This window comes from Sphingobacterium sp. JUb20, from assembly GCF_004342035.1.
Taxonomy (GTDB): Bacteria; Bacteroidota; Bacteroidia; order Sphingobacteriales; family Sphingobacteriaceae; genus Sphingobacterium; species Sphingobacterium anhuiense.
The window spans coordinates 60,188-75,900 of the sequence record NZ_SLYV01000015.1 but is presented as its reverse complement, the minus strand read 5'-3'; the positions used below and the strand labels follow the sequence as shown (position 1 = coordinate 75,900).

9 protein-coding genes are annotated in these 15,713 nt (G+C 38.0%); 6 read left to right on the top strand and 3 right to left on the bottom strand.

Annotated elements, in window-relative coordinates; all coding sequences use genetic code 11:
- Window positions 1-32 precede the first annotated feature (32 nt).
- The 4 genes from EDF66_RS22045 to EDF66_RS22030 all read left to right on the top strand — a co-directional run bounded on the left by EDF66_RS22045 (window position 33) and on the right by EDF66_RS22030 (window position 9,316).
- Window positions 33-1,715, top strand: coding sequence for a sodium/sugar symporter (locus EDF66_RS22045; RefSeq protein ID WP_132845100.1), 1,683 nt, complete (start codon window positions 33-35; stop codon window positions 1,713-1,715).
- A 6-nt stretch (window positions 1,716-1,721) separates the two neighbouring features.
- Window positions 1,722-4,886, top strand: coding sequence for a GH92 family glycosyl hydrolase (locus EDF66_RS22040; RefSeq protein WP_207898731.1), 3,165 nt, complete (start codon window positions 1,722-1,724; stop codon window positions 4,884-4,886).
- Between the two features lie 287 nt (window positions 4,887-5,173).
- A complete protein-coding gene (locus EDF66_RS22035) occupies window positions 5,174-7,588 on the top strand; it encodes a hypothetical protein (protein WP_165902490.1) in 2,415 nt (804 codons plus the stop codon).
- A 54-nt stretch (window positions 7,589-7,642) separates the two neighbouring features.
- Window positions 7,643-9,316 (top strand): glycoside hydrolase 43 family protein, encoded by a 1,674-nt coding sequence (locus tag EDF66_RS22030; protein WP_207898727.1) that lies wholly within the window; start codon window positions 7,643-7,645, stop codon window positions 9,314-9,316.
- Window positions 9,317-9,405: 89 nt separating this feature from the next.
- Here the strand turns inward: EDF66_RS22030 and EDF66_RS22025 are convergent, their stop codons facing one another.
- Complete coding sequence (locus tag EDF66_RS22025; protein WP_132770764.1) at window positions 9,406-10,404, bottom strand: beta-ketoacyl-ACP synthase III; 999 nt, start codon at window positions 10,402-10,404, stop codon at window positions 9,406-9,408.
- A gap of 537 nt (window positions 10,405-10,941) precedes the next feature.
- Between EDF66_RS22025 and EDF66_RS22020 the strand changes: the two genes are divergently transcribed.
- Together EDF66_RS22020 and EDF66_RS22015 are read left to right on the top strand one after the other, a co-directional pair.
- Window positions 10,942-11,478, top strand: coding sequence for a GNAT family N-acetyltransferase (locus tag EDF66_RS22020; protein WP_165902489.1), 537 nt, complete (start codon window positions 10,942-10,944; stop codon window positions 11,476-11,478).
- Window positions 11,479-11,769: 291 nt separating this feature from the next.
- Window positions 11,770-13,539, top strand: a complete 1,770-nt coding sequence (locus EDF66_RS22015) for an aromatic amino acid hydroxylase (protein WP_132845098.1) — start codon at window positions 11,770-11,772, stop codon at window positions 13,537-13,539.
- A 143-nt stretch (window positions 13,540-13,682) separates the two neighbouring features.
- Here the strand turns inward: EDF66_RS22015 and EDF66_RS22010 are convergent, their stop codons facing one another.
- Both EDF66_RS22010 and EDF66_RS22005 read right to left on the bottom strand, forming a co-directional pair.
- Window positions 13,683-14,588: a flavin reductase family protein gene (locus EDF66_RS22010; protein WP_132845097.1), complete on the bottom strand. Its 906-nt coding sequence runs from the start codon at window positions 14,586-14,588 to the stop codon at window positions 13,683-13,685.
- 30 nt (window positions 14,589-14,618) lie between these two features.
- Window positions 14,619-15,593: a fumarylacetoacetate hydrolase family protein gene (locus tag EDF66_RS22005; RefSeq protein ID WP_132845095.1), complete on the bottom strand. Its 975-nt coding sequence runs from the start codon at window positions 15,591-15,593 to the stop codon at window positions 14,619-14,621.
- Window positions 15,594-15,713 lie beyond the last annotated feature (120 nt).

Genomic DNA, 15,713 nt, shown 5'->3' with positions numbered 1-15,713 from the left:
TATTCATTTATTATAAACCTACTTCTAATTATATGAATAATATCTTGGCGACCAAAGATTATTTGGTTTTTTTCATCTACTTTATCATCGTATCGGGGTACGGTATTTGGGTCTATCGGCAAAAGAAGACCAAACTTAATGGTACCGATTCTAAAGATTATTTTTTAGCAGAAGGCTCACTAACTTGGTGGGCCATCGGCGCTTCTTTGATTGCATCTAACATCTCTGCCGAACAGTTTATCGGTATGAGCGGCTCGGGCTTTAAGATGGGTCTTGCTATTGCTACTTATGAATGGATGGCAGCTGTGACATTGATTATTGTTGCAGTTTTTTTTATTCCGGTATATCTTAAAAATAAGATATTTACGATGCCTCAATTTCTGCATCAACGCTACAACGGCACGGTTGCCATGATTATGGCTGTGTTTTGGTTGATGTTGTACGTAGTAGTCAATCTAACCTCAATTTTGTATTTGGGAGCACTCGCCGTTAGTAGCATTTCGGGTTTCGATTTAGAAGTGTGTATGTATGCCATCGCTTGCTTTGCTGTTATTATTACATTGGGAGGAATGCGGGTTATTGGGTTTACAGATGTTATTCAGGTTTTCTTCTTGATTCTAGGAGGTCTGGCAACCACGTATTTGGCGCTGAAATTAGTGGCAGAAAATTACGGTGGAGAAGGGGTGCTAGAAGGATATCAGATTATGGCTACTAAAGCCACGGATCATTTTCATATGATCCTACATCAGGATAACGAGAATTATTTGGATTTACCAGGGCTTACTGTTCTTATTGGGGGGATGTGGATTGTAAACCTGAATTATTGGGGCTGTAATCAATATATCACGCAACGAGCTTTAGGTGCAGATCTTAAAACGGCTAGAAACGGAATTTTATTTGCAGCTTTCCTGAAGCTTTTGATGCCCATCATTGTTGTACTTCCAGGAATTGCAGCTTATGTGCTATGGAAGGATGGCTTATTCCAACCTGAAATGCTTCAGAATGGTGAGGTTAATCCAGATCGGGCATATCCAGTTTTATTAAACTTACTTCCTTCGGGCTTAAAAGGTCTATCATTTGCCGCTTTGACTGCAGCAGTAGTTGCTTCATTAGCTGGTAAATCGAATAGTATTGCAACTATCTTTTCATTGGACATTTACCAGAAGGTATTCAATAAAAAAGCAAGCGAAAAGCAATTGGTCAATGTCGGTAAAATAACCATTATATTTTCGATGGTACTTGCGGTGATCATAGCGCCTCATTTAGGGATAGATAGTAAAGGTGGTTTTCAATATATTCAAGAATATACCGGATTTGTTTCACCAGGTATTTTTGCGATGTTCATTTTAGGATTTTTCTGGAAGAAAACAACTTCAAATGCAGCTTTATTTGCAACAATAGGCGGGTTTATTTTATCTGTTCTGTTTAAATTTTTACCGCATATTGCAGATCTGTCGTTTTTAAGTTCGACTGGTTTTTCTGTTTTAAATAAAGCGTCAGGACTGTACGAAATTCCATTTTTAGACCGTATGGGTTTTGTTTTTGTCATCTGTATTATTGGTATGTTGATCATTAGTTTAATCGATCAGCGAAATGGCGTTGTATCAAAAGGATTGGAAATAGACAGAACAATGTTTAAACCGCATACCGGATTTATAATTGGTGCATTGTTGATCATTCTGTTAACGACTGCGCTATATATGATTTACTGGTAATTTAAAATGAAATTATTTTTTACAATGTTATCGTTGATCTGCTTAGTCAGATCAACGTATTCGCAAGACAAAGTGTTGTTTGAAGTGGGAGAAAAGGATAGTAAGTCTTCTGAGTTTTCATTGTCTCCAAACCAATATGATAGTTTTCTAGCTAGTTTTTCAGGAGAGCCCACATATTATGTGGGCTATTCTTTTTCAAATAAACAATGGCCTTATGTGTTACCAGGACCACTGGACCATTGGGCAGGTGGTGGTTATTGGGCGGGATTTCATCCGCGTCATTTTCCGTCGCTTTATTTTGAGGTAGCGCAGTTGACGACTAAAGGTGAATGTGAGTTTACAATTGATTTTGTGGGAGCGAAGAAGGGAACCAACAAGATTCGTATCGAACTGAATGGACATCGTTTTGAAGAAGATATTCAAGGAGTGGATAGTAATACGCTTTTGGAAGGGAAAGCGCAAGAAGCAAACCCAGCTCATATCAAGATGCGATTTCCAGTTTCTTGGTTGAACAAGGGTATGAATAAGATTCAATTAGGGACAATAGCTGGTAGCTGGTCTATTTTTGATGCGATGCAATTGAAAACTCCTGTAGCAGTTACATTAAAGGAAGCGTCTTCTACATTAATTCGATCTGTTGAAGCAGCCCCATTTGAATATCTGCGTAATCGAGGATTGCGCGTACAGCCCGTTCTTGTAGATATGTCTCAATTTGATGTAGCTAGAACGTTGAGTTTTGAAGTGGATGGTAAATTAGTGGAAACACGTATCATTGAAGTTGGCGCTTCTATTCAAGAAATATATTTACCTGCATTACTAAACAAGAATGGAGTTAAAAATTCCATATTAATCATAAAAGATGGTCAAAAGATTGTTTATAGTGGTTCCATAAAACGTTCGTTTCAAGAGCTGCATAAACGGACAGATTATGTTGATTTGTTAATGGGAACGGGTAATTCTAGGTGGATGTTTAAGCCATCACCTGCACTTCCATTAAGCATGGTACAGATTGCACCCGATAATCAGGATGAAACTTGGAAAGCCGGCTATGAATATACGATTGAGAATATCATGGGTTTTAGCCACTTTTGTGATTGGACCATGACTGGACTCTTAATGCAACCTACTTGTGGCGAACTCCAAGTTACTCCTGGAAGGGAAGCTTTTCCTGATGAGGGGTACCGGTCTCGTATCGATAAAAAAACGGAGGAAGCAAAAGTGGGACATTATTCGGTGTTTATGACCGATACGAAGATAAAGGCTGAATTGACTGCCACACGTAGAGCAGCATTGCAGAAGTATACTTTTCCTAAGCGCAATGATGCACGCATCATGATCGATATGTTTACACCAAGTGAGTATCCGCATAATTTGACGGATGCTAAAATAACCAAGGTAAATGATCGTGAAATTGAAGGCTATGCAACCTATTATAACGCCTTTACAGGTTATTCTCTTCAACAGGAGTATACCGTCCATTTTGTTTTGCAATTTAGTAAACCTTTTGATGCTATGGGAGGATGGGTTAATGAAGGTGTTGAGGCAGTGAAAGGTTATATACCGGAATGGAACCGGAATCATGAGTTTAAAAGTACAAATGACATCCGCATGGATATCAATGAAATTCATGGAAAAGGAGATCTTGGTGTTTTTGTGAATTATAAGACCACCGAGGGAGAAGAAATACTCGTACGATCCGGAGTTTCACTTGTGGATATTGCTGGGGCAAGAAATAACCTTAAAACTGAACTTTCAACTCCATTTGGATGGGATTTTAATCAGGTTGTTGCTAATTCGAGAACAATCTGGGAAGATTATCTAGGACGTATAGAGGTTGAAACAGATGATTACCTTCAAAAAAAGAAGTTCTACACAAATTATTATAGAGCTTTATCGGCTAAAGCAATCTGGAGTGATGTGGATGGTCGTTATCGTGATGAAGATGAGGAGATCAGACAATTAAAGGATAAGAAGGATGCTATTGTAGCGGGTGAATATTGGAATACTTTCTGGAATAATCAGCAACTGTTTAATCTCATTGCACCGGAGATTTCTTCTACTTGGGCACGTTCAGCTATACAACTTTATCAGAATACGGGTTGGTTTAATACCGATCCCGCGGGTGTTGAACATACTGGTGTCATGGTCGCGATGCATGTAGCCTCTCAGATTCAAGGGGCATGGCAAAGTGGTATTCGAGACTTTCACCTCAGCACAGCATATGATGGGTTAAAAAAAATGTTGACGGTTTCTCCTCAACGTTATCCAGGCGGTGGTACAGTTGGGGTGGAGCATCTAGACGTTTACAAAAAGTATGGCTATGTTCCTGCTGGAAAAGGTTATGTATCCAATACGTTAGAATATGCCTATGACGATTGGTGTCTAGCCCAAATGGCTAAAGAGCTAGGGAAAAAAGATGATTATAATTATTTCCTGAAAAGATCTGAAAACTGGAAACATATTTTTGATCCTAAAACCGGTTTTATGCGACCGAAGGATGAAAAAGGAAATTGGATAGAACCATTTGATCCTTATCATACGCCTGGATTTGTAGAAGGAAATTCTTTTAATTACAGCTGGTTTGTGCCCCATGATCCCAAAGGGTTAGTAGAAGGTGTTGGACAATCACGTTTTGTAAACAGACTGGATGAGGCAATGGAGAAATCCGCAAAAGCAAATTTTAATGCCGCCGGTGATAATTTTAGTGCTTATCCGTTGAACCATGGTAATCAGACATCAATGGAAGTGGCATATTTATTTAATTGGGCTGGTGCTCCTTGGCTGACCCAAAAGTGGTCGCGGGCCATACAAGAACAGTATTATGGAACCACACCTTACAATGCATATCCGGGTGATGAAGATCTTGGACAGATGAGCAGTTGGTTTGTAATGAGTGCCTTGGGTTTGTTTCAATTAGATGGTGGTGCATCAACGACACCAATGTATGAACTGGCTTCGCCACGTTACCCTAAAGTGGTGTTAAATTTGGACGGACGCTACGGTCGTGGTCAAAAATTTATCATTGAAGCAAAGAATGCCTCAAAAGAAAATAAATATATTCAAAGTGCACAGCTTAATGGAAAGAAAGTCGAAGTATTTTTAATTCCTCAAAGTGCTGTTTTAAATGGAGGTAAATTAATTATAGAAATGGGAAGTACTCCGGTTAAATAGCGGAGAGTACTATTCCGAATTAAAGCAAAAAAGTCATCGGGATGTCTACTTCCGATGGCTTTTTTGCTTTAATCAGTACGGATCAGTAATTGCAATTTTCTATTTTTTTACTAGGGAGAATTCGTTTTGAATCGACTTAGTTATTGCACATCATGTTTTTAAGTAGAATTAAATCAATCTTTAAATAAATCGATCAAAATCAAGTTGATGAGTAGAAACTAAAAGTAGAGATGAGTGAACCAGGTTGTACGAGCTATAAACACAAAAATATAATGAAATACTAAACTATGAGGAACAAGTTGAAAATATTATGGACACTATGTTTCATCTTCATGTTGACCAATCTGAGTCAGGGTGTAGAACTGAAAACGAAACAAACTCAAATTACACTTGATGGCAAGGGATATTACAGTTCTATTAAAGTTGCAGGAAATGAATTGTTAGGCAAAGGTAGTTATCCGATTTTGTCAGCAGTCAAGGCACAACAGATTATTCTACCTAAAGAATTAAAGATTAAAGGAGATCAGTATTTGCTTTCGATGGAAGATGGTCAACAAATTGAACTTAAGGTAAAACAGCTGGCGCAAGCCATCACTTACGAAATCATTAAGATCAGTGATGTATACAATATGGTTGTTTTTGGCCCGGTAAAGATCAATTCACATGAGGTTGTTGGAGAAATTGTAGGTATTGCACAGGATGTTGATGTCGCATTTGGAATGCAATCATTAAATGCGAAAACCAATGGTGGAATACCACAGGAATCAGCAAGTTTATATAGTTCTAAATTTACATACACAGGTGCTAATACGGAACTTTCAGTAGCCAGCGTTCCTTTCTATAATCTGGTCGCGGTTGATGCAAAAGATGGAACGGTTTTTCAATTGTCAGCCCGTAGTAGACAAAAAATTGAATACCGGAAAGTGCAGCAGTTGGAAAAATCGCTGACACTTCCAGTTTCTGGTCCTGATGGATCGATAATCGGTGCAAAGATCGCTCTCTTTGGAGATCATAGGGATGCAATTTTAAATCGCATAGGGCATGTAGAATTGGAACAAGGATTACCACATCCCATGCTTGATGGTGAATGGGATAAAATATCCCGATCAGCGATGGATTCTTACCTGATTTCAAATTTTTCAGAAGAGGATTTCGACTTTGTTTTGGATAAGGTACAGATGGCCGGTTTTAGAAATGTGTACCATACGGATCCTTTTGAGACATGGGGCCATTTTAAATGGAAATCGTCTTTTGTTAAGGATGGAGATCAGGGTGTAAAGGTTCTGGTAGACAAAGCGAAGGCTAAAGGTATTCGTGTTGGGGTGCATACGTTAACTAATTTTTTAACCACTAATGATGCTTATGTCACTCCGATTCCAAGTAAGCACTTGCTTAAACAAGGTGAGTTGAAGTTATTGCACAATTTGAATGCAGATCAGCAAGAAATAGAAATTCAAGTGTCCGGTTTATTTGAAATGCCACTTTCCCTTAATGCTATGCAGATAGATGATGAGCTGATTACATTTGGTAAAGTTGAGAAAATGAACAATCGGATGCGGTTGACAGATTGTAAAAGAGGGGCTTTCGGAACAAAGGCTACTGCACATGATCAGGTACAACCGTTATATAAATTATGGGATTATCCTTACAAGACATTATTCCCTGATTTGGTGCTACAGGATGAATTTGCACAACGACTAGCGACCATATTCAATACAACAGGCCTCAAGCAGATTTCATTTGATGGCCTTGAGGGCAGTATGTATACGGGTCATGACTACTATGCTACAGCACGTTTTATCACAGAATATTATAAAAACTTGAAAGATAAGACCGACTTGATTAATGATGCAAGTCGATTGGATCATTTTTTATGGCATACGCATACCCGTATGAATTGGGGAGAGCCGTGGGGTGAAGAAATGCGTAAGGGACAGGTCGAAAATAGAATCAAGAATCAGGAATATTTTAGACGCAATCTATTTCCACGTATGCTAGGTTGGTTTTTGGTTCGTTTGGCAGATCGTAAGTTTGAAACAACAACTTTAGAAGATCTGGAATGGGCTTTATCAGAGTCAGCTGGTTTTGATTCTGGATATGCAATGAGTATTAATATGCAGACACTCCGAAAACATGGTCAGATTGATCAGTTATTAGAAGCAATGAAAAATTGGGATGTGTTGCGAAAAGCGAAAGCTTTTACAGAAGAGCAGATGAAGCGTTTGCGGGATCCAGAAACGGAATGGCATCTTAAAAAAGTAACTGAAGATCAGTTTTTGCTCTATCCACTTTATATTTCAGATCGCTATCGCTGTGATTTATCGGAGATGCAACCCGGACAACCTGGCGGAGCTGATTGGTCCTGGTATGCTCCAAATGAAGGAACATATGCATTACGTCTAAAAGTAGAAGGTGGAGGGACAATTTCAAATCCTTCATTTACAACTTCGAAAGGTGTGATTAAAATAGAAGGAGCGATCGAAACCGATCAATACTTATTATTGGATAATGATGGAAATGCTTTGTTGACGGATAAAAATTTTAATACGATAAAGAAGCTTCCTGTTCAGGGGAAAGCCATTTTGCCTCAAGGTAATTCAAGTATTGCATTTGCCTGTGATGTACAAGATGATACTCCCACAGAAGTACTAGTACGTTACAGTGTAAGAGGAGAAGCGGAAAAGATAACGAAAAGAAAATAAGGTAATCTTGAGCGCATCATCATATAGGATGCGCTCAATGAATGATAAAAATTAATGACTGCAATAATATTTGATATTACGTATTTATCAACAGCAGGTAAAGTTATGGGCAGATGCCAAAAAGATATTATGATTAAATTTTTGAAGTACAGCATTAGGAGTATGATTTGCTTCCTACTGTTTTTGTCATGTTTTTCAACTGCTAATGCGCAGCAGGTATGGTCTCCCGATAACGGAAATGGAACATTTACCAATCCATTGATGTGGGGTGATTGGCCTGACCCAGACATCATCCGTGTCGGAGATGACTTTTACTTGATCTCGACAAGCATGCATTATGTTCCTGGAAGCCCAATAGCAAAATCTAAAGATTTGGTGAATTGGGAGATCGTTGGGTATCCTGTAGAGCGTTATGATGAAGATCCACGTTTTGATATGAAAGGTGGTACTTTGTATCTCAATGGATCGTGGGCCAATACCATCAAGCATCATAATGGAAAGTTTTATGTTGGATTTTGTACACCTAAGAACTGGGGATGGGATAAAGGAAATTTTTCTATCTGTATTGCTGATAAACCAGAAGGACCATGGGAAAGAACTATTTTTCCAGAATTCTTATACGATCCAGGATTATTTTTTGATGATGATGGTAAAGTTTATGTAGCTCATGGTCAAGGAACTTTGTACCTAACGGAATTAAATGCCGATGCTAAATCTGTAAAAGGTAAAGACGTTAAAATTTGGGACAAGCGTTTTAAAAACGCTAATGAATTTGGAGGTGGATTTGGTATGGAAGGTGCTCATATGTATAAGATTAATGGAAAATATTATATTACTTGTCCAGCTGGAGGTACGGAAGGATGGCAGATTTGTCTACGGTCGGACAATATTTACGGACCTTATGAGCATAAATTAATTATCAATGATAGCAGTTCTTATCCACCAAATGGTTTACACCAAGGTGGAATGGTGCAGTTAAAAAATGGAGATTGGTGGTTTATTATTATGCAAGATCGTGGGGCGATTGGTCGAGTACCTGTTCTTTTGCCTGTTGAGTGGAAAGACGGTTGGCCGATGTTAGGAAGCGGAAATAAAGACGTGATTACTTATAAAAAACCTAATGTTGGTAAAGTGTATCCTATTAAAAGTCCTGCAACAACAGATGAGTTTACAAAGCAAAAATTAGGTTTGCAATGGCAATGGAATCATAATCCTGACAATGAAAAATGGTCCTTAACAGAGCGCAAAGGATATATGCGCTTAAAAGCATCTTATGCCGATTCATTAAAAGTTGCACGTAATACACTGACACAACGCGTTCAAGGCCCCAATTCAGAAGGAACAGTTGAGATTGATTTAATGAGCCTGAAAGATGGTAATGTCGCTGGATTCGGAGTGTTTCAGTTTCCTTATGCTTTTGTAGCAGTAGAACAGACGGATGGTCAAAGACGTATTATTATGAATAACAATGATAAGATTATCGAGCAGATCGATAATTTTAAGGGTGATAAAATTTGGATCAGAGCACGTGTTACTGATCGAGATTTTATTGCTAAGTTTTACTACAGTATAGATGGAGAAAACTTTTATGTTATCGGAAATGATCTCAAGATGCAATTAGAATTATATTGGACAGCCAATCGTTTTGCTTTGTTTAATTATAGTAAAACTAAGACTGGCGTTGATGGGTATGCCGATTTCAATTGGTTTAGATTTACAAATAAATAAATTAACACACAAAAAAGAAATCCCGCCGATCTATGATTAGCGGGATTTTTTTTATACAGACTTACCAGTTTCAGTAAGCGGTTTATTTTTTATATCATCCAACGGAATAAGCTTGCGCCCCAAGAGAAACCAGCCCCAAAAGCTGTTAACATAACAAGATCTCCAGTCTTCATCTGTTTTACATTTTCCCAGATACATAATGGAATTGTCGCTGCGATTGTATTCCCAAGATACTCAATATTACTTAAGGTACGGCCTTCAGGAATATTTAATGAGCGACCTACAGCATCGATAATACGTTGGTTTGCTTGATGTGGCACTACCCAGTTGATATCCTCAACGGTTAAGTTGTTGCGCTGCATGACCTGCGTGCAGGCATCACTCATTGATTGTACCGCTTGCTTAAATACGGTTTTACCGTCTTGACGTAAGTATCTTTTTTGTGTATCATTATCCGATAAGCTTATTGGATATTGGGTTCCACCTGCTTCAATATTTAGGAAAGCGCGACCATCTCCGTTACTTCTCAAGTAGGCGTCCATAACACCTCCTTCTGTAGAAGGTTGTAGTAATACAACTCCAGCACCATCTCCGAATAGGATGTTGGTTGAACGGTCATGGATATCGACATAAGTACTGATATTATCAGCCCCTACGATAAGTACATTTTTGTATCGTCCTGTCTCAACAAGTGAAGCACCCATATCCAGCGCATATAGAAAACCAGAACAAGCAGCGTTTATATCAAAAGCCCAAACATTTGTAAGACCTAGTTTTTCAGCGATGATGTTCGCAGTCGCAGGCATGGGCATATCAGGAGTTGAAGTTGCTACTAAAATTGCATCTACTTCAGCTAAATCTTTACCATACTTTGCTACGAGATCCTGAATTGCACGAACGGCCATGTCAGAAGTCGCCAATTCTTCTTCTAAGATGCGACGTTCTTTGATACCAGTTCTTTTGATGATCCACTCATCATTCGTATCACATAATTTTTCTAAGTCAGAATTTGTTCGTTTATTTTGAGGGATATAACCTCCGATTGCGGTAATTGCAGCGTAAAGTTTATTCGGGAGAGTTGTATTCATATATTATGGTTATCATATTCAAGTATGATCCGCCTTTTGGTATTTAGTTTAATTTTATTATCTCTAATGAGTATGTTTATTTATTCTGCCTTTTTCTCTTTTCCAAAAAGAGTTGTAAAGGAGGTGTAAAAATAGGATAATTTCTACAACAGTATGAAAAATATTAAGATTGTGACAAAATGATTACGATGAATCACTTTTTTTGAACCGTTTTGCAAAACGGTCTAGTTATGATACCGTTTTAGTTTTATTGTTTAGAATATAATTTTGATAAAGTTGCTGTTGACAAAATATATGAAATTATTGTAATGCAATTAAAACACGTTAAAAAACAGTCCTTTATTTAAACTATTAGCACTTCTTTTATTATTTAACCATAACCTGCCGGAAAAAAAACGAAAATAATAAATTTCCAGAAATATTTCATAGATCCCTGTTGAATTAACGAATGGTTTTCTTAATTTGTTGTTCGGGAGCTCATTTTTTATAGAGGCAAAGCTTACCCAATTGAATTTCTGTTATTAAAATATATATGCAATGATTCCATTTTCTATTCAAGCACCACTCGAAAATAGTAAGATCAGACTAGTTCCGCTACAGGATAATGACTTCGAAAGGCTTTTCGCTGTCGCTAATGATCCTAAAGTATGGGAGCAACACCCTAATAAAGATCGGTATAAAAGACCTGTGTTTGAAAATTTCTTTGAAGGTGCGGTAATCAGTAAAGGTGCCTACCTGATCCAGGATAAACTGTCCAATGAAATCTTAGGAAGTACACGTTTTTACAATTATAGTTCCGATGATAACAGTATTTTCATCGGTTACACTTTTTATGGTACAAAGACATGGGGCACTGGTATAAATCCTCAAGTAAAAAAAATGATGCTCGATTATATATTTGATCATGTGGATACTGTATATTTTCATGTTGGGAATAATAATGAAAGATCAAAAAAAGCAATGGAGAGATTAGGGGCACAAAAAATAGCTTTGGAAGAAGTGGCTTATCATGGTGAACCTAACCGTATCAACGTTCTGTATGCTATTAGAAAAGATGACTATTACAAAGTATGATGGGATCTAATATGAGCTTTTTGCATTTTAAAATATAACATGCTGCACACGGGCAAGCGCATATGTTTAGGAGATATTAGAATCATTAATTTTTGCGAAAATTTGAGTTAACTCGGACTTTTAGTTAGATGATTTCAACTTAGTGCAAAGAAGATTGTAAAAAGAACAAGATTTCATTGCTAATCTTGTCATTTTTGCTTGTGTAAATAGATTTTTCTACACCTAACTGTTTCATATGCTATCGTTTATCTTCAAGAAAATAAGTTAAATTTGTTTATAGCTCAATTATAAATGGAAACTTACGGCAACCCAGTATTAAATCGCTTACCCCAACATCTGAAACGTTTTATTGTACCGCAACAATATGATCGTTATACGGCAATTGATCAGGCTGTGTGGCGCTATGTCATGCGTCAGAACTATGCATATCTTCGTAATATTGCATATTATCCCTATATTCCAGGGCTTCATAAAGCAGGATTAACGATTGAGGAAATCCCAAATCTGCAAACGATGAACGACAGTCTTAAACATATGGGTTGGGGAGCGGCTACAGTGGACGGTTTTATTCCTCCTGCAGCTTTTATGGAGTTTCAAGCTTATCGGGTACTCGTGGTAGCAGCAGATATACGTCAGATTGAACATATTGAATATACTCCTGCACCAGATATTATTCATGAATCATCTGGACATGCTCCGATCATTGGAGAGCCTGAGTATGCGGCATATTTGCAATATTTTGGGGAGATTGGTACAAAGGCAATGTTTTCAGAGAAAGATTATGAACTGTACGAGGCAATTCGAAACCTTTCTATCCTTAAAGAAAGTAGTAGTGCAACCGAAGAGCAGCTGTCAAGTGCAGAAGCAAAGCTTATTGCGATACAAGAAAATATGGGTGAACCTTCCGAAATGGCATTATTGAGTAGATTGCATTGGTGGACGGTTGAGTATGGACTAATTGGAACAGTAGATGATCCCAAAATTTATGGGGCAGGGCTTTTGTCATCAATTGGAGAAAGTGCGTCCTGTATGCGTAAAGAAGTCCCAAAATTACCTTATTCATTGAAAGCATTAGCATATTCATACGATATTACGAAGCCACAACCTCAATTGTTTGTTACGGAAGATTTTAAACAGTTGCGAGAGGTTTTAGATCAATTTGCAAATACCATGTCATTTCGGGTAGGGGGAAAAGTTGGTTTGGAAAAGGCTATTGCTTGTAAGAACCTATGTACGATTGTGTATAGCTCCGGATTGCAGGTCTCCGGACTTTTTCAGACAGTTATTGCTGGTAGTGAAATAGAATATATCAAGACTGTTGGTCCAACGGCATTAGCTTATGCAGATAGACAGCTTTCTGGTCATGGAAAGACGTATCACGCTGATGGATTTGGGTCTCCTGTTGGGTATCTGTTAGGAGCAGTCAAAGCACTGGAAGATTTTGATGCTGCTGATCTAAAAGAATATGGCATTGAAATAGGGCAACACACCACACTTATCTTTACTTCTGGAATTGAGGTAAGAGGAGTTGTTCAGTCTATAGAACAGCGGGATAAAAAAAATCAATTGATTACCTTTTCCCCATGTCAGGTTGTCGATAGTAGATCCTGTCAGATTCTATTTGATCCAGAATGGGGAACTTATGACATGGCTGTAGGGAAACAGATTGTATCGGTTTTTTGTGGAGCAGCAGATAAAGAAGCTTATGAGCAAGGAGCCTTTGTGTCAGAAACTAAAACAATCGTACATCAGCAAAATGAGGTCGAAAAATCAAAAAATAAGCTTTATAAAGTTATTCGTGACCGAAGAACAGGTCAAGAACCGGATGTTTCACTTAGTGAGATTTATCAGAATATAACACATAACTATCCCGAAGATTGGCTTGCTTATATTGAAACACTGGAATTGGCTATTCATGATGGAGATCATTTGTTAGCAACTCAAATTGAAAATCGATTGCTGGAAATTATTCAAGATCATCAACATTGGAGTAAATTGATTTTGGATGGCATTAACTTAGCTAAAAACGACCAAATAGCATTGCTTTTAGGACCTAAGTAATGCATATCTACGATTAGAACGAGATTTAAAAATGTATCCAGGGATACTAATAAATCTTTCCAGGACTGCTAAGTAATAAAGAACTGCCATGAGCTATTGTTTGATATCTCATGGCAGTATGTATTTTAAACCGTATTTTAATATTAGACTGCTAATAAAAGAATTTGCCAAGCTGAAATCAATTCACCTTGGTCTAACAGTTTTGCGGCATGCATCTGGAGCAACTTACGTCTTAGGGCAAGATCTTCGTGAGATTGTTCCCAGATTGCTATAATTTCAGGATTTACTAATAAAGTCTTCTCGTCATTCAATACAGGTAATTGCTCTACATTTGCCAATCGACCCAATTGATTTCCCGTAAGAATATCCGAATAACGGATATGTTCGGGAAGTGCGTCAACTCCTATACCTAAATTGCGGAGAGGCTTTGGGACTTCGAAGAGTGATTCTTTTGTTACGCGACTGTACCAATTCCCACCTAAACGGGCAACGAGATCAAGTGATTCCTGTGAGACTTCATTTTTATCGTTTAGTAAGTTTTCATGAATATGCATCCGGACTATTTCTGCAATGACGAGATTTCCTGCTCCCGGACCATCACCGAGATTGATAATTTCATGAACTTTACATTCCAATTGAACTGGTGATTCTGCCACACGTGGAGGATTGATCAGATCTGAAGCAATAGCTGTAAAACCTGATTTATCAAATTCATTAATTCCCTTTCCATATTCGGTGCTTGCGAGAGACTGTTGCTGCACCATGGAATAATTCACAATATTAATAACAACCTCTGGTACTTCTAGCATGTTGTCCAAGGTATGTTTAGTAGAACCGTCGCGCATTCGCCGCAATGGTGAAAAAACACAGATAGGGGGTTGCTGAGACATAAAATTAAAGTAGCTAAAAGGGCTCAGGTTGACATTTCCTGCCGCATCAATTGTACTTGCAAAACAGATAGGACGCGGAGCTACCGCATATTTGATAAGATTATCAAATATTGCTTGTTGTTCAACTGGATCTATTACTGTTGTTTTTTCTGTAGTCATATGTTGAGTAGCTTATTTAATTTAGTGTTCTTAATTATTTGCGGCGATGATGTGATTTTGTAATCGACCTAAACCGGTAACTTCCATTACGATTTGATCGCCGATCTGTAACCATTGTTCTTTATGAGATGGATCATGCAGCTTCGCAGTCCCATTAAGCTCCAGAAAACAACCAGTACCAACAGTACCTGAGCCGATGACATCTCCTGGAAATACTTCAACACCATAGGATACACGTTCTATGATTTCAGCAAACGTCCAGTTCATATCGCGCAGGTTTCCTTTGGATACTAATTTTCCATTAACTGAGCAGGTCATTTCAAGATCATAACAGACGCCAATATGGCCCATGGGCGGATTAACACGATATTTTTCCAATTCATCTGCTGTAACAAGACAGGGGCCTATCACCGTCGCAAAATCTTTTCCTTTAGCAGGCCCCAAGTTAAGTTTCATTTCTTCCATCTGTAATGTTCGGGCACTGATATCATTCATGATCATGAAGCCACCAATATAAGAGTCCGCTTCTGATGCAGCTATATTTTTACCCTGTTTATCAATAACAATAGCAACTTCCAATTCAAAATCAAGTTTGTCTAAATGTTTGGGCATGCAGGAAACAACGCCTGGACCGTAGATAGCACGGTGGTTTGAAAAATAGAAGACAGGAAATTGATCAAATTCAGGAATCATCTCTAAACCGCGGTTTCTACGGGAGGTTGCTACATGCTGACGAAATGCATAAGCATCGCGTAAAGAACCTGGACGGGGTATGGGAGCTTCTAAAATTGTGTTAGCAAGTGTATGGTGTGTTTCTACATTTTTTGAACTAAAAAGCTTTTGATAGGCATCCTTCATGGCGGCTTTGATACTTAAAGCTGCATGGAGATATTTATCCATAGAATCTGGAAATTTAGAATCAACATTCCCACAAGGATATATAGATGTACCTATTAAAAAAGCCAGGTGTTCACTATCTTCCAGAATACAGGTAACAAGTTTCATAATGTCATGAATATAGTATTGAAATCGGTTTTCTCTTTTATTTATATGTACGTTTTCAACGTTAAAAAAGAATTTTTGTACACCGTGTTTGATGTAATTTGGTTAAATATAGGAAGTTCG

Excerpts from the sequence above, each read along its gene's own strand:
- EDF66_RS22040 (WP_207898731.1), top strand. The coding sequence starts at position 1,722 with ATGAAATTATTTTTTACAATGTTATCGTTGATCTGCTTAGTCAGATCA.
- EDF66_RS22030 (WP_207898727.1), top strand. The coding sequence starts at position 7,643 with ATGACTGCAATAATATTTGATATTACGTATTTATCAACAGCAGGTAAA.
- EDF66_RS22045 (WP_132845100.1), top strand. The coding sequence starts at position 33 with ATGAATAATATCTTGGCGACCAAAGATTATTTGGTTTTTTTCATCTAC.
- EDF66_RS22020 (WP_165902489.1), top strand. The coding sequence starts at position 10,942 with ATGATTCCATTTTCTATTCAAGCACCACTCGAAAATAGTAAGATCAGA.
- EDF66_RS22035 (WP_165902490.1), top strand. The coding sequence starts at position 5,174 with ATGAGGAACAAGTTGAAAATATTATGGACACTATGTTTCATCTTCATG.
- EDF66_RS22015 (WP_132845098.1), top strand. The coding sequence starts at position 11,770 with ATGGAAACTTACGGCAACCCAGTATTAAATCGCTTACCCCAACATCTG.
- EDF66_RS22025 (WP_132770764.1), bottom strand. The coding sequence starts at position 10,404 with ATGAATACAACTCTCCCGAATAAACTTTACGCTGCAATTACCGCAATC.
- EDF66_RS22005 (WP_132845095.1), bottom strand. The coding sequence starts at position 15,593 with ATGAAACTTGTTACCTGTATTCTGGAAGATAGTGAACACCTGGCTTTT.
- EDF66_RS22010 (WP_132845097.1), bottom strand. The coding sequence starts at position 14,588 with ATGACTACAGAAAAAACAACAGTAATAGATCCAGTTGAACAACAAGCA.